The organism is Phytohabitans sp. LZ39, from assembly GCF_059359075.1.
This window is the reverse complement of the sequence record NZ_JCADBM010000009.1, coordinates 174,057-193,141: the sequence shown is the minus strand read 5'-3', so window position 1 is coordinate 193,141 and position 19,085 is coordinate 174,057. Positions and strand designations below refer to the sequence as shown.

At 72.9% G+C, this 19,085-nt stretch carries 15 protein-coding genes; 2 read left to right on the top strand and 13 right to left on the bottom strand.

The genetic code is table 11. The annotated features are described in order from the left end of the window. Positions 1 to 246: 246 nt before the first annotated feature. The 6 genes from alc to AC5L36_RS19370 form a co-directional block, all read right to left on the bottom strand. Positions 247 to 1,263: an allantoicase gene (alc, locus tag AC5L36_RS19395; RefSeq protein ID WP_441218032.1), complete on the bottom strand. Its 1,017-nt coding sequence runs from the start codon at positions 1,261 to 1,263 to the stop codon at positions 247 to 249. Further along, positions 1,260 to 2,549: an allantoinase AllB gene (gene allB / locus AC5L36_RS19390; RefSeq protein WP_441218030.1), complete on the bottom strand. Its 1,290-nt coding sequence runs from the start codon at positions 2,547 to 2,549 to the stop codon at positions 1,260 to 1,262. Before allB ends, alc begins: the two co-directional genes overlap by 4 nt. Further along, positions 2,546 to 3,694, bottom strand: coding sequence for a DUF6986 family protein (locus tag AC5L36_RS19385; RefSeq protein WP_441218029.1), 1,149 nt, complete (start codon positions 3,692 to 3,694; stop codon positions 2,546 to 2,548). Before AC5L36_RS19385 ends, allB begins: the two co-directional genes overlap by 4 nt. Beyond that, complete coding sequence (gene aceB / locus AC5L36_RS19380) at positions 3,695 to 5,221, bottom strand: malate synthase A (protein WP_441218027.1); 1,527 nt, start codon at positions 5,219 to 5,221, stop codon at positions 3,695 to 3,697. A gap of 79 nt (positions 5,222 to 5,300) precedes the next feature. Continuing rightward, positions 5,301 to 6,830, bottom strand: a complete 1,530-nt coding sequence (locus tag AC5L36_RS19375) for a ferredoxin (RefSeq protein WP_441218025.1) — start codon at positions 6,828 to 6,830, stop codon at positions 5,301 to 5,303. Positions 6,831 to 6,838: 8 nt separating this feature from the next. Further along, the gene (locus AC5L36_RS19370; protein ID WP_441218023.1) at positions 6,839 to 8,857 is read right to left on the bottom strand and encodes a hypothetical protein; all 2,019 of its coding nucleotides are present in this window, start codon (positions 8,855 to 8,857) and stop codon (positions 6,839 to 6,841) included. Between the two features lie 316 nt (positions 8,858 to 9,173). On the opposite strand from AC5L36_RS19370, the gene AC5L36_RS19365 reads away from it, so the two are divergent. After that, positions 9,174 to 10,184: a molybdopterin-dependent oxidoreductase gene (locus tag AC5L36_RS19365; protein ID WP_441218022.1), complete on the top strand. Its 1,011-nt coding sequence runs from the start codon at positions 9,174 to 9,176 to the stop codon at positions 10,182 to 10,184. Between the two features lie 230 nt (positions 10,185 to 10,414). Here the strand turns inward: AC5L36_RS19365 and pucD are convergent, their stop codons facing one another. From pucD to uraD, 7 genes are read right to left on the bottom strand one after another with little or no spacing between them, the layout of a single operon-like run. Beyond that, the gene (gene pucD / locus AC5L36_RS19360; RefSeq protein ID WP_441218020.1) at positions 10,415 to 12,625 is read right to left on the bottom strand and encodes a xanthine dehydrogenase subunit D; all 2,211 of its coding nucleotides are present in this window, start codon (positions 12,623 to 12,625) and stop codon (positions 10,415 to 10,417) included. Beyond that, positions 12,622 to 13,956 (bottom strand): 8-oxoguanine deaminase, encoded by a 1,335-nt coding sequence (locus AC5L36_RS19355; protein ID WP_441218018.1) that lies wholly within the window; start codon positions 13,954 to 13,956, stop codon positions 12,622 to 12,624. Before AC5L36_RS19355 ends, pucD begins: the two co-directional genes overlap by 4 nt. Further along, entirely contained in the window at positions 13,953 to 14,396 is a 444-nt protein-coding gene (locus tag AC5L36_RS19350; protein WP_441218016.1) for a (2Fe-2S)-binding protein, read from the bottom strand. Before AC5L36_RS19350 ends, AC5L36_RS19355 begins: the two co-directional genes overlap by 4 nt. Continuing rightward, positions 14,393 to 15,238: an FAD binding domain-containing protein gene (locus AC5L36_RS19345; protein ID WP_441218014.1), complete on the bottom strand. Its 846-nt coding sequence runs from the start codon at positions 15,236 to 15,238 to the stop codon at positions 14,393 to 14,395. The genes AC5L36_RS19350 and AC5L36_RS19345 overlap by 4 nt, the downstream gene beginning before the upstream one ends. Further along, positions 15,238 to 16,092: a factor-independent urate hydroxylase gene (gene pucL, locus AC5L36_RS19340; protein ID WP_441218012.1), complete on the bottom strand. Its 855-nt coding sequence runs from the start codon at positions 16,090 to 16,092 to the stop codon at positions 15,238 to 15,240. Before pucL ends, AC5L36_RS19345 begins: the two co-directional genes overlap by 1 nt. 4 nt (positions 16,093 to 16,096) lie before the next feature. Beyond that, positions 16,097 to 16,402 (bottom strand): hydroxyisourate hydrolase, encoded by a 306-nt coding sequence (gene uraH / locus AC5L36_RS19335; protein WP_441218010.1) that lies wholly within the window; start codon positions 16,400 to 16,402, stop codon positions 16,097 to 16,099. After that, entirely contained in the window at positions 16,399 to 16,890 is a 492-nt protein-coding gene (gene uraD / locus AC5L36_RS19330) for a 2-oxo-4-hydroxy-4-carboxy-5-ureidoimidazoline decarboxylase (RefSeq protein ID WP_441218008.1), read from the bottom strand. The genes uraH and uraD overlap by 4 nt, the downstream gene beginning before the upstream one ends. A 194-nt stretch (positions 16,891 to 17,084) precedes the next feature. Between uraD and AC5L36_RS19325 the strand changes: the two genes are divergently transcribed. After that, a complete protein-coding gene (locus tag AC5L36_RS19325) occupies positions 17,085 to 18,605 on the top strand; it encodes a PucR family transcriptional regulator (RefSeq protein ID WP_441218006.1) in 1,521 nt (506 codons plus the stop codon). Positions 18,606 to 19,085: the final 480 nt, after the last annotated feature.

Genomic DNA, 19,085 nt, shown 5'->3' with positions numbered 1-19,085 from the left:
CAACCCCAACGCGAGGGTGAGCCGCGGGAGCAGGGCTTGCCCCGCGGAGCCGGCAGCGGACGGCCGGGGAAGTCGGCTCGCCCCGCGAGCCGCCGGCCGGGAGCGGTGCCCGCGGGAGCATACGGTCAGCAACTGACGCGGACCCGGGAAAACTCTGTCTCGAAGTAACACCACAACGGACAGCGACCCCAGAGGGGTGGCCGCAACCAACGGCGGCGGGAGCGACGGTCCGGGCCACGACCGAGGTCAGGGGCGGGTCGTGCTCTGCCAGCGGGCAGCCAGGGCGGCGCGGCCGTCGTCCGTGAGGGAGCCGTACAGGCGGAGGCGAGCCATGCCGCCGTCGGGGAAGACGTCGAGGCGCACGTGGGTGGCGGCCGGCGGCGGGCCCGCGACCGGGAAGCGGTGGCGGGTGTCGGGCTGGAGGCGGGTGCGCGGCAGGATGTCGAACCACGCCGCCGGATCGTCCACGTCGGACACTCGGGCGTCCACGCCGCGCAGGCTTGCCGCGCCTGGCGCGTTGCCCTTGAAATGGCTCGTGTCGAGCTCGGCGAGGTGTACCACACCGGGCGCGGCGAGCTTGACCAGCACCCAGTCGTTGCCGTCGTCGCGGCGGCGGGCGGTCTCCCAGCCCTCGCCCATCACGCGTGCCAGGCCGGGCGCGATGAGGCGGTGCGGCGGGCCGTAGAACATGTCGCTGCACCCCACGACCTGGCCGCCGTGCTCCATCGCGGCCAGGTCGAGTACCGCCGGCAGCAGGGTGGGATCGGGCACGACCTCGCCGTGAACGCGTAGCCGGGCCACACCGCCGTCCGGGTAGATGGTCAGGCGCACGTGTGTGCAGCGGTGCGGGTCGCTCACCTCGAACTCGTTGCGGGTGTCCCCCGCCAGGGGCGACTTCGGGACGAGCGGGGCCCACGGCGCGGACGCCAGCTCGGACGGGCTCGGGTAGCCGTCGACCGCGACGCCCTCCACCGAGGCGTGCGGCGGGTAGTTGCCGGTGAAGAACGCGGTGTCCACGACCACGCCGCGCACGATGCCGGGCGCGCCGAGGCGGACGATGGCGTGGTCGACCCCGGGCTCGCGGCGGCGGCGGGTCTCCCAGCCGTCGTAGACCTGGCCCTTCGGGCCGAACGTCCGCGCCTCGAAGCTCGGCGGCGCGTCGGTGACCAGGTTGTCTCCGGCGGCGAAGAGCTCATCCGTGACATGCGGAACGCCGCCGCCGAGCGATCGGGCGGCGAGGTCGGGCAGCAGCCGCCAGGTCATGCCGCACCTCGGGACAGCAGCCGGCCGCGCGGGGTCACACCGTCCACAACGGACCCGCGCAGCCAGGTGGTGCGCACCTTTCCGAGCAGCGCCCTTCCGTGGTAGGGGGTGACCGGATGCCGGTGGCGCAACCGTCCGGCGTCGACCACGAAGGCGGCGTCCGGCTCGAAGGCGACGAGGTCGGCGTCGTAGCCCACCGCGATGCGGCCCTTGCGGGCGAGGCCCACGACCTCGGCCGGGCGGGTCGCCATCCAGCGCACCACGTCGGCGAGGGTGAAGCCGCGGGCGGCGGCCTGCGTCCACACGACCGGCAGGCCCAGCTGGAGGGAGGCGATGCCGCCCCAGGCCGCCGCGAAGTCGCCGGTGTCGCCGCGCTTCAGGTCGGGGGTGCAGGGCGAGTGGTCGGAGACGACGAAGTCGATCGCGCCGCTGGCGAGCCCCTGCCACAGCGCTTCGCGGTTGGCGGCGTCGCGGATCGGCGGGCAGCACTTGAACTCCGTCGCGCCGTCCGGCACCTCCTCGGCCGCGAACGTGAGGTAGTGCGGGCAGGTCTCGACGGTGACGCCCGGAACGTCCACGGTGGACGGCAGCGCGGACGCGGCGGACAGGTGCAGCACGTGCAGCCGGCGTCCGCTCTCCCGCGCGGCCGCCACGACCGTGCCGACGGCGCCGGTCTCCGCGCTGGGCGGCCGGGAGGCGACGAAGTCCGCGTAGTGCGGCGACGTGGCGGCCGGCTCGATGGCGGCCGGGTCTTCGGCGTGGATGACGAAGAGCGCGTCCACCGCGGCGAGCGCCTCCCGCAGCTGCGCGGGGGTGAGCGGTGGAAACTCCGGCACGCCCGAGTCGACCAGGAACGCCTTGAAGCCGAAGACCCCGGCCTCGTACAGCGCGGGCAGGGCGGCCGCGTTGCCGGGGATCGCGCCGCCCCAGAAGCCGGTGTCCACATGGCACTGACCGGTCGCCGCCGCACGCTTGACCGCGAGGGCGTCGGCGTCGACGGTGGGCGGTAGCGAGTTGAGCGGCATGTCCACGATGGTCGTCACACCGCCGGCCGCGGCGGCGCGGGTGGCAGTGGCGAAGCCTTCCCACTCCGTCCGGCCGGGCTCGTTGACGTGCACGTGCGTGTCGACGAGGCCGGGCAGCAGCGCGGCGTCGCCGAGATCCGTGCCGGGGAAGTCGTAGGCTTCGATCGCCGCGATCCGGTCGTCGGAGACGCACACCGCCGCCGGCCGCTCGCCGTCCGGCAGCACGACCCGGCGTGAGCGCAGCACAAGGTCGTAGCTCACGGGCCCTCCGAGGCGTCGAGCGCACCACAGTGGACGCCGCGGGTAAGGAAGCCCTCCAGCGCCCGCGCGGTCGCCGGCTCGTCGAGGATGCCGCCGGAGCGGCGCTCGCGGTATGCGGCGAGGCGGGCGCGGGCGGCCGGGGCTCCGTCGCGGAAGAAGGCGTACGTGGCGGCGAAGCGGGTGGGCAGCTGGGCGGGGTGCAGATCCCAGCCCTGGTAGAAGCCGCGCTCCAGCGAGCGGCGCACCAGCCGGGAGTGCAGCGCCCAGGCCTCCCGCACGGCGGCGGTGTCGCCGACCGGCAGCACGTTGGTGGAGCCGTCGGAGAGGCGCACACCGGTGCCGGCCACCGCCACCTGCATCACCGCCTTGGCGTGGTCGGCGGCCGGGTGCTCCAGGCTCTGGTACGCGGCGGCGATGCCGAGGCTGGCGCTGTAGTCGTAGGTGCCGTAGTGCAGCCCGGTGAGCCGCCCGCCGGCCGCCGCGATCATCGAGGCGACGGTGGCCCGCCCATCCGGCCCCAGCACCGCGGGCGGCGTCTCCACCTGCGCCTCGAAGCGGAGCGCGCCGGCCGGCAGCCCGTACTCGACCTCCAACCGTCCACACAGGATCGCCATCGCCTCGACCTGCGCCGGCGCGCTCACCTTCGGCAGCGTCACGACGAAGCCGGGCGGCAGGCCGCCGTACCAGAAGAGGAAGACGGCGAGCGTGCGCACCGCGCGGCGCCGCGTCGCCGCCTCCAGGCTCTTGACCCGCAGCCCCACGAACGGCGGCGCCGGGCCGTCGCGCAGCGCCGCGGCCGCGGTCACCGCGTCGGAGTCCTCGGTGGCGTCGTCGCGGATCCCGTATCCGTCTTCGAAGTCGATGCGCAGGTCTTCGATCGGCTCGCGGTCCAGTTTGGACAGCACGCGGTCGCGCAGCTCCTCCCCGAACGGCAGCGGCGGGTGCGCCTTCAGCGCCTCCCGCGCGGCCGTGCCCCACTCCGTCACGAGGCCGGCGTGCATCCGGTCGGCGGGCACGTACACGGTGTGCACCGGCTGCCGCCCGCCCGGGTCACCGGGGTAGCGCACCGCCAGCTCCGCGTCGAGCCCACCGAGCAGGCCGTCCAGCTCGGCGAAAAGGGGGTCGAGGAAGGACTCCGGAAACATCTACTGGATCAGCTCGTAAGCCGGGACCGTCAGGAAGTCGGCGAAGTCGTCGGCCAGCGCGACCTGTTCGAAGAGGTCGCGGGCCGACTTGTAGCGCTCCGGGTCGCCGAGCCGGGCCAGCTCCTCGTCGCCGATCCGCCGCACCAGGTCGGCGGTGATCGGTGTGCCGTCCTCCAGCCGCACGCCTTGATGGACCCACTGCCAGATCTGCGACCGTGATATCTCCGCGGTCGCCGCGTCTTCCATCAGGTTGTTGATGGCGACCGCGCCGTTGCCCTCCAACCAGGCCTCGATGTACTGGAGGGCGACCGACACGTTGTTGCGCAGCCCCGCCTCCGTCACGGCGCCTGGCGTGGCGGCGACGTCGAGCAGCTTTTCGGCGGGGACCACCACCTCGGGCCGCTGCCGGTCGAGCTGGTTGGGGCGGTCACCCAACACGCGGTCGAAGACCTCGCGGCAGACCGGCACCAGGTCGGGGTGGGCCACCCAGGAGCCGTCGAAGCCGTCGCCCGCCTCGCGCTCTTTGTCTTCGCGCACCTTCGCCAGTGCCACCTCGTTGACCGACGGGTCGCGCCGGCTCGGGATGAACGCGGCCATGCCGCCCATCGCGAACGCGCCGCGCCGGTGGCAGGTGGCGACGAGCAGCTCCGTGTACGCCCGCATGAACGGCGCGGTCATGGTGACCGACGCCCGGTCGGGCAGCACGAAGTCGGGCCCGGCGTCGCGGAAGTACTTGATGATGCTGAAGAGGTAGTCCCACCGGCCGGCGTTGAGGCCGGACGCGTGCGGGCGCAGCTCCCACAGGATCTCGTCCATCTCGAACGCGGCCGGGATCGTCTCGATGAGCACCGTCGCCCGGATGCTGCCCTGCGGGATGCCGAGCGCGTCCTGCGCGTAGGTGAACACGTCATTCCACAGTCGAGCTTCGAGGTGACTCTCCATCTTGGGCAGATAGAAGTACGGCCCGCTGCCCCGCTCGAGCAGCTCCCGCGCGTTGTGGAAGAAGTACAGCCCGAAGTCGACGAGCGCGCCGATCGCCGGCCACCCGTCCAACGGCAGGTGGCGCTCGTGGAGGTGCCACCCGCGCGGGCGCATGACGATCGTCGGATACGGCCCGCCGCCGAGCTCGTAGTGCTTGCCGCCGGTGTCGAGCGAGATGGTGCGGCGTACCGCGTCGTAGAGGTTTTGCTGCCCACCGACCACGTTGGACCAGTGCGGGGTGTTGGCGTCTTCAAGGTCGGCCAGCCACACCTTGGCACCGGAGTTGAGCGCGTTGATGGCCATCTTGCGCTCGGTCGGTCCGGTGATCTCGACGCGCCGGTCGGTGAGGTCGGCCGGCGCGGGCGGGACCTGCCACTCGGTGAGGCGGATCTCGGCCGTATCCGGGAGGAAGTCGAACCGGCCGGTGCGGGCGACCTCGGCGCGCCGCTCGGCGCGGCGGGCGATCAGCTCGTTACGGCGGGAGGCGAACCGCCGGTGTAGATCGGCGATGAACTCCCGGGCCTCGTCACTGAGTATCTCGGTCACCTAAGCACCGTAGCCGAAACTCTGCCACCCGGCCCTCGCTCCGCGACGGCCGCGCGGTCCGGCGCGCGAGGCGCGCCAGTTACCGCAGTGGTTTGGACGGCCTCCGCTTGGGCTCCTTGGTCTTGCCGCGCCGGCCGGGCTTCTCGTTGACGCCGGTGAGCCGGAGCGCGAGCCCGGGGCACATGTCGACGGCCCGCCGGGCGTCCGCCTCGAGCCACGCCGGCACCGGGGTGTCGGCGATCGCCGGATATCCGTTGCCGTCCAGCCGGATCAGCTCCGGTACGAGGTGGGCGCAGAGCCCGTGCCCGTCGCAGCGGGTCCAGTCGACCACGAGCTTGCCCACCCCGCCGGTCGTGCCCTCGGTCTCGGGCGAGCTGGAGAGCGGGAGCACGCCCTTGACCGGGCGGCCGCAACCCTCGCTGTACGCGTGGGTGGCGATGTCTTCCGCGAAGACCTCCAGCGCGGAGAGGGCGAAGCGGGACGTGCCGTCGGGGTGGCTGCACGCGCCGCGCCCCTTGACCACGCCGGCCGCGGCGCGCACGGCCGCCTGGCCGCCGCCGCCCTGGACCAGCTTCGAGACGGTGCGCGCGAGGTCGGGCAGGCCGAGGCGGCACGGGCCGCACTGGCCGGCGGACTCGGCCGCCATGTAGTGCATGACCCGCTCCACCTCGCCGAGCGGGCAGGTGTCTTCCGGCAGCGGGATCATGATGCCCGCGCCGAGCGTGCCGCCGACCTCGGTGAGGCTCTCCCGGGAGATCTCCGCGCGCGACGCGGCCTCCGCGGTGATCCACTTTCCGTGGTACCCGCCGAGGAGCAGCCCTTGTCCGGGCGTGGCCCCGCACATGCGCAGGACCTCCTTCAGCGGTACACCGGTCGGCGCCTCCACCACGCTCGGCTTGCCGTTGGCGGTGATGGTGAGCAGCACGGTGCCCGGCTCCCGGCCGGTGCCCACCGCGGCGTACTCGTAGGGCCCGATGCTCGCCGCGAACGCGAGCTGGGCGTACGTCTCGGCGTTGGAGAGCAGCGTGGGCAGCCCGTTGACGCCGGAGTCGCTCGACCGGATCTTGCGGCCGGGCGGGATGTGCGCCTCGCCGTTGATGCCGCGGACCAGCGCGCCGCCCTCGCCGGAGATGAACCGGTGCGGCACACCCACGATGCGGGTCGGCGCCGGCATCCGCCGCTCGGCCAGCGCCCGCCGCAGCGACTCGTGGCCGACGTGGTCCTTCTCCACGCCGATCACGATCTCGTCGGCTTCGAGCGCCCAGGCGGCGAGGGAGGCGCCGTCGAGGATCAGGTGCGGCGCGCGGGCGAGCAGCACCTTGTCCTTCCAGGCCGCCGGCTCGCCCTCGGTGGCGTTGACCACCACGACGATCGGCTTCTCCTGCCGCATCGCCGACTCGATGACCGCACGGACCTTGCGGGCGAACGGGAACGCCGCTCCACCCCGCCCAGTGAGCTTGATCTGTTCGGCGAGGGAGATGAGGTCCGCGCTCGACATCGGGCGCAGGTCACCGTGTACCTGCTGGTGATCCCAGAGATCCAGGCGCCCGAACTGTTCGAAGCCCGCGGTCAGCCGGGCCGGACCGGCGCGACCGACGGCCGGAACCATCCCTCCACTCACCTCCCATACCCTTCCCGAGGTCGAGTCCAGTAGGCACCGTTGTCCATGTCTTCACCGCCCGCTGCCCGGCGGCCACGCCGTGACCGGCGTGAGGGCATCGGGTCCACCGCGGGCGGGTACGGGCCGGGACGCTCGTAGCCAGGCTCGGACGCGTACTGGATCGGGCCGTCGTCCTCCTCGCCGAGGCTGTGCCGGCCGTCGTCGCGGCGGCTGTGCCGCGCGTCCTCCTGCTCGCGCGACGAGCGCGAGCGGCGCGACCGGCGGGGTGCGTCGTCGTCGGTCACCAGGCGCAGCGCCGCCCGGCGGGGACGCTCGTCCTCGTACCGCGGCTCGTCGTAACGGCTCTGGCCGTACCGGCTGGAGGGCGCGGAGACCGGGTCGACGCGGCTCTGGTCGTAGCGCGGCGCGGGACCGGAGACCGGCTCGCGGCTCTGGTCGTAGCGCGGCGCGGGGCCCGAGACCGGCTCGCGGCTCTGGTCGTAGCGCCGCGCCGGGGCCGAGACGGGTTCGCGGCTCTGGTCGTAGCGGCTGGCCGGGGCCGAGACCGGGTCGATGTCGGCGTAGCGCTCGTCGGCCGGCGACGTCCACCGCTCACCGCGCTGCTCCGCCCGGCGGCGGCCGCCGCCCTGCTCGCCGCGGCCGTACCGCTCACGCTCGGGCTGCGGGGCGGGCGCCGGCGACGAGGGCGCGTAACCACCCGAGACCGGCCCGTACCCGGACACCGGCTCGTCGCCGCGCAGGCTCTCGTACCACTCGCGGTCGGTGGCGTCGGCCTCCTTCGCCTCCGACTTCGACTTGCCGCGGCGCCACTGCGTCGCGCTGCGCTTGTCCTCGTTGCGCGAGCCGGACCGCGACGCGCGACGCTCCTGCCGCCGCATGTCGTCGAGGCGCTCGCCCACGTCTGCCCGGGGCGCCGGTGAACGCTCCAGGACGCGCCGCTCCTCGGCCCGCTCGTCCATCTGCTCCAGCCGGGAACGCCGCGCGTCGGACCGGGCCCGCTCCGGCCTCTCGGGCCGGGACGCGCGCCGCTCGCCCGGCGAGACCAGCTCGTCGGGCGTCCGCTCCTCGGTACGGGGACGCCGCTGCTCGGGCGGGGCCACCGGCATCGCGTAGCCGACGCGGGTCTCTTGCCCGGCGGCCTCCCGCTCGCGCGGGGGGCGGCCGGTCGTCATCATCCGGGTGGCGGTGTTTTCGAGGTCGTCGTCGCGGATGGCGCGCTGCTCGCGGGTCGAGGTCGACAGACCCTCCCGGAACCCGCCGTCGCCGACCCGCGGGATGATCGCGGTCTCCACGTTGATGCCCATCGCGGTGGGCACGGCCTTGCCGGTCGTGCGGCGGCCCAGGCTGACGTACACCCGGACCAGCAGCGCGATCACCACGCCGATGACGCAGGCGCTGTAGCTCAGCCACACCCAGGTGGCGGCCGGGCGGCCGGCGTTGAGGCCGTGGCCCAGCGCGGCCGGCCAGGCGACGTACGAGCTGGCGTGCAGCGTGCGCCACATCCACGGCTTGCCGCTGCCGGCGAACCGCGCCCGGACGATGCCGGTCCAGAAGACCGTGAACATCAGGTAGCTCGCGATGGTGCCGAGCCCGATGTAGATCGGCTCGAACGGGTTGGCGAACGGCACGAACGGGTCGATCACGCTCGCCGTCCCGGACAGCACCTTCATCGCGATGTGCAGCCCGAGGAAGACCACCGCGATGATCGCCGTCGCCCTGTGTACGCCCTGGAAGAAGACCCGATGGCCGATCTTCAGGAAGAACCGGTCGGTGGCGACCAGGCCGCACATGACCGTCAGCGAGAGCGCCACCAGCGAGACCACGCCGGCGAAGAAGTTGAGGAACGCGTAGACGTACACCGAGGCCAGCGCACCACCGAACGTGGTGCTGGCCGCCCACATGGCGAGGGCCAGGAAGACGACAGCACCGATCAGCGGGAGCCGCGGAAGCTTCCGCTTTACGCCGGTCGTACTGCTCGTCGTCTCCACCGTCCCTGTGTCTTCGTCGCGTTCCACGGAGCGCTCTTCGTACTTCCGCTTCAGCAAGACTTACCGACCTTCCGCAACCTAGTGACTTGCCCTTCACCCGGTCCGATCGCGCTCACTGCATCGGGTGCTCACCTCGCCTCACGCAGACGTCTCCGTCCCACGTGTACGTACCGAGGGGCGAGCTTGGTTGAACCGACTTTCGAAGAACTGCGTGTCTTAAGGGACGCATAAGGGGGCGCTAACCGGGCGCTGCGGTCCGAAACCGGGCCTACATCAGCGAGGCTCTTACAGACCCCTAACGCCTCCTTGCGGTGACCGTCCGACTACAGCTAGAACGCAGGTCATGAGGCATCCCGGGGGCAGGGTATCGAACCTCGCGCTGTTGCTCGCTCTGGTGCTCGCGTTCGCCACCGGAGCCGGCGCGGTGGCCGCCGGCACGCCCCGCGGACGCTGGGTGGTGATCGCCCACGGCGTCGCCGCGATGCTGGTCATCCTCCTCATACCGTGGAAAACCAGGATCATCCGGTCCGGCGTGCGCCGGCACAAGATCGGTCGCTGGGCGTCGCTCACACTCGCCGCGCTCGCGGTGGTCACCCTCCTCTTCGGACTCGGGTACACCACGGGGCTGGTCCGCTCGGTCGGCGGCATCCGTGGCATGTGGCTGCACGTCGCGGCGGCGCTGGCGCTGGTGCCCCTGCTGCTGTGGCACCTTGTCACGCGGCGAGTCATCCCGAGGCGCACCGATTTGTCCCGCCGCAAGGTCATGCGCGTGGGCACGCTGACCGCCGGCGCGGCCGCCCTCTACGCGACCGTGTACGGAGCCACCCTGCTGCTGCCCGGCCGGCGCCGCCGGTTCACCGGCTCGTACGAGGTGGGCTCGTTCCAGCCCAGGACGATGCCCAACACCATCTGGCTGAACGACACCTCTCCGCCGGTAGACCCGGCGACCTGGCGCCTGACGGTGGTGGACGCCGACGGCACCCGGACGTGGCCGTTGCCCGACTTGTCAAGAAATACGGTGACACGGCGCGAGCTGCTCGACTGCACCTCCGGCTGGTACTCGGAGCAGGACTGGACCGGCGTGCCGGTGTCCGCGCTGATCCGCCGGACCGGCGACGCCCGCAGCCTGCTGGTCCACTCGGTGACCGGCTACTGGGTCCGCCTACCGGTCGCCGACGTCGACACCCTGCTGCTGGCCACCCACGTCGGCGGCACACCCCTGTCCCGCGGCCACGGCTACCCACTCCGCCTGGTAGCCCCCGGCCGGCGCGGCTTCTGGTGGGTCAAGTGGGTCGACCGCATCGAGCTCCGGGACACCCCGTGGTGGTGGCAGCCACCCTTCCCCGTGACCTAGCAAGCTCCCGCGCGCGGTTGACCATTTGTCCATCGGCGGAGGCCGGGGCTTGTCGCGCGGACCCGGCAGTGGACGGCCGGGGATTTCGGCTCGCCCCGCGAGCCGCCGGCCGGGAACGGTGCCCGCGGGAGCATACGGTCTAGCGCTGACAGGAGCGTGGGAAATCTGCCTCGAAGCAATGCCACGACGGACGACGGCCCTAAACCCGAAAGCTCGCCAACCGCGTGAGGTCAGGTGGTGATGTGTTCCGGGCGGATGGGGACTCGGGCCAGCGCCTTGCCCGTCGCGGCCCGGACCGCGGCGACGATCGCGGGCGTCGAGGAGATCGTCGGGGGCTCGCCGACGCCGCGCAGGCCGTAGGGCGAGTGGGGGTCGGCCAGCTCCAGCACGTCGACCGCCATCGGGGGCATGTCGAGGATCGTGGGGATCAGGTAGTCGGTGAAGGACGGGTTGCGCACCAGCCCGTCGACGACCTGGATCTCCTCCATCAGCGCCAGCCCGAGCCCCTGCGCCGTGCCACCGTGGATCTGGCCCTCGACGGCGAGCGGGTTGACGGCCTTGCCGACGTCCTGCGCGGTGGCGATCTCCACGACCTTGACCAGGCCCAGCTCGACGTCCACGTCGACGGTGGCCCGGTGCGCGGCGAACGCGTACTGCACGTGGGCGTGGCCCTGGCCGGTCTCCGGGTCGAGCGGGTAGGTCGGGCGGTGCCGCCACTCCACCGTCTCCTCGATCGGCTCGTCGCCGATCGCCTCGGCGAGCTCGGCCAGCACGGCACCGGCCGGGTCGACCACCTTGCCGCCCACGATGCCGGCGCCGCCCACGCGGGACAGCAGGGCGGCCCGGACCGCCTGGCAGGCCGCGCGCACCGCGCCGCCGGTGACGTAGGTCTGGCGGGACGCGGACGACGAGCCGGCGCTGCCCACGCTGGTGTCGGCGGTCGCGACCGTGACCCGGTCGACGCCCAGCTCCGTGCGGGCGATCTGCGCCTGCACCGTCACCAGACCCTGCCCCACCTCGGCGGCCGCGGTGTGTACCAGCACGGCCGGCTCGCCGCCGATCAACTCCAGGCGGACGCGGGCGGTGGAGTAGTCGTCGAAGCCCTCGGAAAAGCCGACGTTCTTGATGCCGATCGCGTACCCGACGCCGCGCACCACGCCCTCACCGTGGGTGGTGTTTCCCACTCCGCCGGGCAGGCCACGCAGGTCCGAAGTGGACGGTGGTGGGGCCGGTCTGCCGCGTACCCGGGCGAGCAGCGAGGCGACCGGCGCCGGGCCCTCCACCACCTGGCCGGTGGGCATGCGGGAGCCGGCGGTCATCGCGTTGCGGATGCGCAGCTCGACCGGGCTCAGGCCGAGCGCGGCGGCGAGCTTGTCCATCTGCGACTCGTACGCGAAGCAGGCCTGCACCGCCCCGAAGCCGCGCATCGCACCGCACGGCGGGTTGTTGGTGTAGTAGACGCTCGCGTCCATGTCCACATTGGGCACCTCGTACGGCCCGACGCCCAGCGTCGCCGCGTTGGCCGCGACGGCGGTGGAGCTGGAGGCGTACGCGCCGCCGTCGAGCACGATGCGCGCCCGCACGTACACGAGGTCGCCGCCGCGGGTGGCGCCGTGCTCGTACCGCAGCTTGGCCGGGTGCCGGTGCACGTGGCCGTAGAACGACTCCTCGCGCCCGTACACCATCTTGACCGGGCGCCCGGTGTGCAGCGCGAGCATGCTGGCGTGCACCTGCATCGATAGGTCTTCGCGGGCGCCGAACGCGCCGCCCACGCCGGCGAGGCTGAGCCGCACCTTCTCCTCGGGCAGCCCGAGGCAGGCGGCCACCTGCTTGCGGTCGACGTGCAGCCACTGCGTCGCGATGTAGAGGTCGACGCCACCGTCCTCGGCCGGCACGGCGAGCCCCGACTCCGGGCCGAGGAAGGCCTGGTCCTGCATGCCGACCTCGTACTCGCCGGTGACCACCACGTCGGCTGTCGCATGTGGATCGCCGGTGCGCACCGGCACGCTGCGCAGCAGCTCGCCCTTCTCCGGGTCGGTGACCGGCGGCAGCTCCAGGTAGTCGACGGCGATGTGGCCGGCCGCCCGGCGCGCGGTCTCCGGGTGGTCGGCGGCCACGATCGCGACCGGCTCGCCCTGGTAGCGCACCTCGCCCATCGCGAGCACGGGCTGGTCGACGATCTCCAGGCCGTAGCGCTTGGCGCCGGGCACGTCCTCGTGCGTGAGCACGGCGTAGACCCCCGGCAGCGCGAGCGCCGCGGTCAGGTCGATGCCGCGGATCTCCGCGCGGGGGTACGGGCTGCGCAGTGTCGCGCCCCACAACATGTCTTCGTGCCACAGGTCGGAGGAGAAGGCGAACTCCCCCCTCACCTTCAGCGTGCCGTCCGGGCGGCGCGGGCTGGCGCCGACGCCCGCACGCACGGGAACGTCCACAGTGGTCATCTCAGGAGCCTCTCGTGCGCGCGGACCGACCGGCGGGTCAGCTCCCGCTCGTCGGCGGTGCGCAGCTCGCCCCGCTCGACGACCGGCCGGCCACCGACCATCAGCAGCTCCACTGTGGCCAGTGGGCCGAACACCAGCGCCGCCACCGGGTCGTCGATGCCGGCGTGGCCGAGGTCGTCGAGGCGCCACAGCGCCACGTCGGCGAGCTTGCCGGGCTCCAGCGAGCCGAGCTCGGCGTCCCGCCCGAGGCACCGCGCGCCGCCGATCGTGCCGAGCGACAGGGCCTGGCGGGCGGTGAGCGCGTCGTGGCCGCCGCGCACCCGGGCCGCGTAGAGCGCCATGCGCAGCTCGGCGCCAAGCTGGCCGCCCTCCTGCGACGCCGCGCCGTCCACGCCGAGCCCGACCGGGGCGCCGGCGGCCAGCAGGTCGGGTACGGGCGCGACGCCCGCGCCGAGCCGCGCGTTGGAGCTGGGGCAGTGGGCCACTCCCGTGCCGGTGGCACCGAAGCGGGAGATCGCGTCCGGGGAGAGGTGCACCGCGTGCGCCAGCCACACGTCGTCGCCGAGCCAGCCGAGCCGCTCGGCGTACTCCACCGGCGTGCAGCCGAACTTCTCCAGGCAGTACTCCTCCTCCTCGGCCGTCTCGGCGAGGTGGGTGTGCAACCGCACCCCGCGGCGGCGGGCCAGCACGGCTGACTCGCTCATCAGCTTGCCGGTGACCGAGAATGGCGAGCAGGGCGCCACCGCGATCCGCACCATCGCGCCCGGCGACGGGTCGTGGTAGCGGTCGATCGCCTCCTCGGTGGCGGCGAGGGCGGCGTCGGTGTCTTCCACGATCTCGTCCGGCGGCAGCCCGCCCGCCGAGGCGCCGAGGTCCATCGAGCCGCGGCACGGGTGGAAGCGCAGCCCGATCTCGCCCGCCGCCGACACCTGCGCGGCCATGAGGTCGCCGACGCCGGCCGGGTACACGTAGTGGTGGTCGGTGCTCGTCGTGCAGCCGGACAGCGCCAGCCACCCGAGCCCCGCGGCCGTCGTCGCGGCGACCACCTCGTCGTCGAGGCGGGTCCAGACGGGGTACAGCTCGGTCAGCCAGCCGAACAGGTTTTCCTGCTGGGCGAGGCCTCGGGTGGCCCACTGGTACAGGTGGTGGTGGGTGTTGACGAGCCCCGGCGTGGCAAGGCAGCCGGTGCCGTCGACCCGCTCGCCGTCGCCCGGGTAGCGACCCGCGCCCACCGCCACGATCCGGTCTCCGTCGATCGCGACGTGCCCGCTGGCGAACTCCGTCTGGTCCGCGTCGACGGTGGCGACGGCGCACCCCTCGATGACGATCATCGGGCCGCCAGCCGCACCGCGTCGAGGATCTTCTCGTATCCCGTACATCTGCACAGGTTGCCCGCCAGCGCCTCGCGTATGTCCGGGTCGCTGGGCTTTTCGTCGCGCGCCAGCAGGTCGTGCACGGCGACCACCAGCCCCGGTGTGCAGAATCCACACTGGACCGCGCCGGCGGCCACGAACGCCTCCTGCACGCGCCCGTACTCCAGCCCTTCCACGGTCACCACGTCACGCCCCTCCGCCTGGCCGGCGGCGACGAGGCACGAGCAGACCGGCGTGCCGTCGAGGTAGACGGTGCACGAGCCGCACTCTCCTTGCTCGCAGGCGTTTTTGGAGCCGGGCAGCCCGAGCCGCTCGCGGAGCACGTAGAGCAGGCTCTCCCCCGGCCAGACGTCGTCGGCCTGGCGCTTTTCGCCGTTGACCGTGCAGTTGACTCTCATCGCGATCCTCCCCAGGCCCAGCTCAGCGTGCGGCGGGCGAGCACCGACAGCGCGTGCCGGCGGTACGCTGCCGTGCCGCGCACGTCGTCGATCGGCGCGGCCGCCTCCGCGACAAGGCGCCCGAACTCCGCGGCCACGTGCGGCGGCACGGCGCCGCGCGACTCCCAGTCGAGCGACGCGGCCAGGAACGCCTCGGCCGCCGTGGCACGCAGCGGGGTGGGCGCGGCCGACCCGATCCCGGTGCCGACGGTCCTACGCGAAGGGTCCAGGGCCAGGGCGAACGAGCACACCGCGATCACCATCGCGTTGCGGGTCCCGATCTTGGCGAACTGCTCGGTGAACCCTGGACGCACCCAGAACGCGGCGATCAGCTCGTCGGGCGCCAGCACGCTCCGCTTCGGCCCGGTGAAGAACTCCTGGACCGGCAGGCGACGCACCCCGCGTACCGACGCGAGCTCCACCTCGGCACCGGCCGCCAGCAGCGGCGGATGGGCGTCGCCGGCGGGCGAGGCCGAGCCGAGGTTGCCGCCGACCGTGCCCCTGTTGCGGATCTGCGGCGAGCCGACCGTCCGGGACGCCATCGCCAGGCCGGGCAACCGGTCGCCGAGCTCCTCGATGATCCGCCGGTACGGCACGCCGGCGCCCACCCGCAGCAGCTCGCCGTCGCCACCCCACTCGGTGAGGGCGGACACCCGGGTCAGGTCGAGCAGCGCCGGCGGGCGGCGCTTGTCGAAGTTGAGCTCCACCATCACGTCGGTGCCGCCCGCGATCGGCACCGCGTCGGGGTGCGCGGCCTTGGCGGCCAGCGCTTCCTCCCATGTGGACGGTCGCAGGAAGTCCATCAGAACGCCCCGTCGTACGAGGGCGCGTCGGATCTCAGGACTGTGCCTTCGATAAGCCCGTATGGACGGTCGGCGGCCACGAACACCTCGTTGGGGTTGTCGAGCCCGAACGGCGCCAGGTCGACCAGCAGGTGGTGCTTGTTGGGCAGCGCCAGCCGCACCTCGACCACCTCCGGTCGCTCCTCCAGCACGCGCCGCCCCATCGCGTAAAGCGTCTGCTGGAGCGAGAAGCTGTACGTGTCGACGAACGCCGTCACGAGTGCCGCCCGCACGCCCTCGTACGACGCGGCCCAGTCGGCCTCCGGCGAGGCGAGGCGCCACCGAGCCGACACGGCCGTCGCGAGCACGCGATCCTTGGTCTCCGGCAGCGTCGTGTACCCGTCCTTCACGTACCCCCAGAACTCCGAGTCGGTCGAGTTGAGCAGCACCAGGTCGGCGAGGCCGGCGACCACCCACTCACCGGCACCGTCCACGGTGACGGTCGCGGTGCGCGTCTCGGCGCCGTCCCGCTGGAAGGAGTGCGGGCCGAGGCGCCGCCACCCGTACTGTTCGATGTGGATGCGAGCACTGTGGATGGTCGGCTGCGTCGCGACGAAGTGGCGGGCCAGCCGCAGCCCGAAGTCTTCCGGCTGGTCGATGCCGTGCTCCTTGGCGAAGGCGTACACGGTGTTCTTCTGCGTGTCGGTGGGGAGCACGCCCGCGTTGTCGCCGGTGAGGTGGGTGCCGTCGAGGTCGCCGGCGAGCGCGACGCTCACGTTGAGGTCGCGCAGCTCGTGCCGCTCGCCGTCGCGCACCACCCGCACGACACGGGTCTCCGCCTTGCCGTACCGGTTGGGCCCCAGCACGATCCCCATAACCTCAACTCCCCCGATAGGTCGTGTAGCCGTAGGGGCTCAACAGCAGCGGCACGTGGTAGTGACGGTCGGCGTCCGCCACCTGGAAGACCACCGCCACCTCGGGAAAGAAGTCGCTGTTGGCGGCCGTGTCGAAGACGAGCCGGTGCACGCCGATCTCCACGGGCCAGTCGCGCACCCGCCCGTCAGTGTCGGTGCGGCCGGCGGCGACGGTCGTCCAGCCGTCACCGTCCCGCCGTTCCAGCCGCACCGGCACCCCCCGCGCGGGCTGCCCCGTCGCGTTGTCGAGCACGTGCGTGGACAGGCTCATGGCACCAACCTCTCCAGCCGCAGCAGTGTGATCTTGCGAAGCTCCTCCTGGACGACCGGCCGCTCGGTGGCCTCGTCGTGGGCCAGCCGCGCGCGGGCCGCCGCCAGCATCTCGGGCGCGCTCCTGCCGGTCGCGAAGATCAGAAACACGTGCCCGAAGCGCTCCTCGTACGCCCGGTTGGCCGCCACCAGCGCGGCCGCGACCGACGGGTCGTCCGCGCCCGCCTGCTCCCGCCGCGACCAGGCCGCCTCCCGCCCCGCGCCCGCCGCCCGCTCACCGATCCGCGGATGCGCGGAGAGAGCCACCGCGACGTCCGCCCAGGTCAGGGCCCGTGCGGCGGCGTCACCCGCGGTCCGCAGCGCCATCCGGTCCGGGTACGGGCGACCGCCGGCCACCGCGCGGGCCCAGGCGGGCGCGGCGCAGCACGCGAGGAGCTCCCGCTCCGCCTCGGCGGCCGGGAGCGCGTTGAACTCAGCGAGGTTTGGCACTGTGCCTACCCCGCTCCGTCGCTCGGCGCTCGTCCGCCGTCGTGCGCAAGGCCCGTAGCCTCCCGCCTCTCGCTCATTCGGCCAGTAGACCAGTCAGACAACCGGCCATGAACCGGCTTTGACACCGAAACCGCAACATGCGGGCCGTAGGGTTTTCGTAGGTTCCTACAACTGGTCTCCGGGAGACGTGAGCGATGCTGCTGCGCGAGGTGCTCGACCAGCCTCGGCTAAAGCTTGCCCTGCTCACGGGCGCGGAGGGGCGCGACCACCCGGTCACCCGCGTGTACGTCACCGACCTGCCCGACCCCAGCCGCTACCTCGCCGGCGGGGAGATCGTGCTGACCGGCATGGTGTGGCGGCGCGGGCCGGACGACTCCGAGTCGTTCGTGGCCGCGTGCGCCGCCGCCAAGGTCACCGCCATCGGCGCGGGCGACGCGGTCTTCGGCAGCGTGCCGCCCGACCTCGTCGAGGCGTGCGCCCGCCACCGCGTGCCGCTGTTCGAGGTGCCGGTCGAGGTGTCGTTCCGCGAGATCGTCGACGCGGTCAACCCGTCGCTCTGGGCGCAGCGGGCGAGCGGGCTCGCCACCGTACTCGGAAGGCAAAGAGGCCTCGTGGCCGCGATGGCCGCGGGGGCCCGGCTGGCCGACCTGCTCCCACCCGTGGCCGCCGACCTCGGCCTGGCCTGCTGGGTGTACTCGCCGACCGGCCGCCCCATCGCCGGCACCGACGCCGCACCGCCCGGCGGCGTGCTCGCCCGCGCGTTCCTGGCGGCCACGAGACTGCCCGCGCCGGCGGGCGACGGGCGATACGCGCTGGTGGGCGTGCCCGGCCGGCCGGAGCACCGGCTGGCCAGCTGGTTCGTGGCGTTCGCGGCGGACGCGGAGGCGCCGTCGGGCCTGCCGGAGGGCGCCGAAGAGCTGGTCAGCCTCGTCGCGCTGGAGCGCGCCCAGCTGGACGAGGTCGTGCGCGTGGAGCGCCGCCTGGCCGACGGCCTGGGCCGCCAGCTCGCGGCCGGCGCCGCCCCGGCCGACCTGCGAGCCGGCGTGCTGTCCTGCGGGCTCGACCCGGAGTCCACGTTCGTGGCGGTGGTGGCCGGCCTGACCGGCTTGCGCACACCGCCTGACCTGACCGTCGCGGTGCTGGAAGAGGCACTGCGCACGGTCTCCCCACACCCGGCGGTGACCCAGCTGCCAGACGGCACCGTGCTGGGCATCGCGACCGCGGCACCGGATCTCGACGTGCCGGCCACGCTGCGCGGAGCGTTCGACGCACTCGGCCCCGGCCTGGGCACCGGCCGGCTGGCCGTCGGCGTGAGCGCCCCCGCGGTGGGCGTGGCCACACTGCCTGGCGCGGTCGCCGAGGCCAGACACGCCCACCGCTCCGCACACGGCCGCACAGCGGTGGTCTGCTCCACGGAGCTCGCGTCACACCAACTGCTACTCGCCCGCGTCCCGACCGACGCCCGCGACGCCTTCCGCGAACGCCTGCTGGGCCCACTGGCCGCATACGACCAGGCCCACGACGCCGACCTGGTCCGCACCCTGGCCGAGTTTCTCGAGTGCGGCGGCTCGTGGAGCCGCTGCGCCGAACGCCTCCACGTACACGTCAACACACTCCGCTACCGCATCAGCCGGGTGGAGGCACTGACCGGCCGCGACCTGACCCGCTTCGAAGACCGCGTCGACTTCTTCCTGGCGTTGCGCCTGTCCCGCTAGGCATATTTATTTACCCCGGTCCGCGTCACCTGCGGACCGTATGCTCCCGCGGGCCGCCAGCCCCGCGAGACAAACCCACCGGCGGCATGGTCACTCACGCAAATTCGACATGATCGACCACCGATCGGGGCAGTAATTGCGCGCCAGATGCGGGATAATTTATGGATGCGACAGCTACAGTTATTCACTTCGGCTGAGCTGGCTCAAATGCGCGACCGGACCGCGTCGCGTAACTATTCTCCAAAGCACGACGAGTTTCGTCGCGAGCACGAGCGCCATCGCGCCTGGGGCTTGATACAGCGCCATGGCGAGCGGCTGCGCAAGAGTTCCTGTGCCTCTCGAGCAGACCAGACTCGTCCACCTACGGTCTCGGCGTCCACGCCGCCTGAGCAGGAGCAAAGCCTGGCGCCAAGCAGTAACGCATCGACCGACCGAGAGCCCTCAGACCGCGGTGGGACACCGGCCGACGCCGTGGCGCCT